This window comes from Secundilactobacillus angelensis, assembly GCF_012641075.1.
GTDB lineage: Bacteria > Bacillota > Bacilli > Lactobacillales > Lactobacillaceae > Secundilactobacillus > Secundilactobacillus angelensis.
In genome coordinates this window covers 1-955 of the sequence record NZ_JAAXLJ010000060.1, presented here as the reverse complement: position 1 = coordinate 955, position 955 = coordinate 1, and the positions used below count along the sequence as shown (strand labels likewise).

2 protein-coding genes are annotated in these 955 nt (G+C 42.4%); both read left to right on the top strand.

The genetic code is table 11. From position 1 onward, the window contains the following. Positions 1 to 205: 205 nt before the first annotated feature. Complete coding sequence (locus HC026_RS12350) at positions 206 to 544, top strand: plasmid mobilization protein (protein WP_168926202.1); 339 nt, start codon at positions 206 to 208, stop codon at positions 542 to 544. Continuing rightward, the coding region (locus HC026_RS12345) for a relaxase/mobilization nuclease domain-containing protein (RefSeq protein WP_168926201.1) at positions 523 to 955 on the top strand (433 nt) is incomplete at its 3' end. The genes HC026_RS12350 and HC026_RS12345, both read left to right, overlap by 22 nt.

The following is a 955-nucleotide window of genomic DNA, read 5'->3' as shown; positions in this document are numbered from 1 at the left end:
AAGGGGGAGCGAAGCGCCCTCTTTTCAAGCAGGAATAGGCAGACTTTTGCGGAGCAAAATGTATGTCATTCCGACAGCTTGCAGTATTTGTTTTTTAATGTTAGGGTAAACGTGACCGAAAAGGAAGCGTTTATACTTACATTAACTCATTAAAAATCTAACCGCATAGGGCAGATTGAGAATGATGATTCTTAGGGTGAACTTCATGGCAAATATTAAAGCCGATTCAGATAAACAAACTAAACGAATTAACTTTCGTCTAAATGAACTTGAATACGAGAAGCTATCACAGTCAGCAAGCACTTACGGTCTAACGGTTTCTAGTTATGCCAAACAGCTGGCTTTGAAATCAAATCTACGTAAGCCCTATTTTTCCGCCAGTGACACGCAACAAATCATTCTCGAACTAACCCGTCAAGGAACAAACTTAAACCAAATAACGCGGAAACTTAACCAAGGCGATCCTTTGACACCAGCCATGTTAGCTGAAATCAAAAAAATGCAGGAGGCGCAACGGCAACTATGGCGACAATTGCAAAAATAACCAACGGTGCTAGCGCCGCTAGTGCGTTGAACTATGCACTCGGTAAAGATAAAGAATTGCATAACGATACTAAGCAATGGCTGGAAGATAATCGCCTTGAACGACCACCAGAATTGACCAATTGCCGTGCCGTAGCTGTTGGTGGCACCAATGGCATTGATATATCTATCGCCAACGAACAATTTAAGATCGTTCAGCAAGCCTTCAATCAAACAGCAAGACGCAATCAGGTGCTACGCATCACGCAATCTTTTGCCTTGAACGAGTTAGACCCTACGAATACCAGAGATTGGCAACGAGCTAATGACTTAGGCTGTGAGCTTGCTGAAAAGCTTTATCCTGACTATCAAACTGCTGTTTATACGCATCTAGACGGTCAAAATCACATTCTGCACAACCACATCATCATCA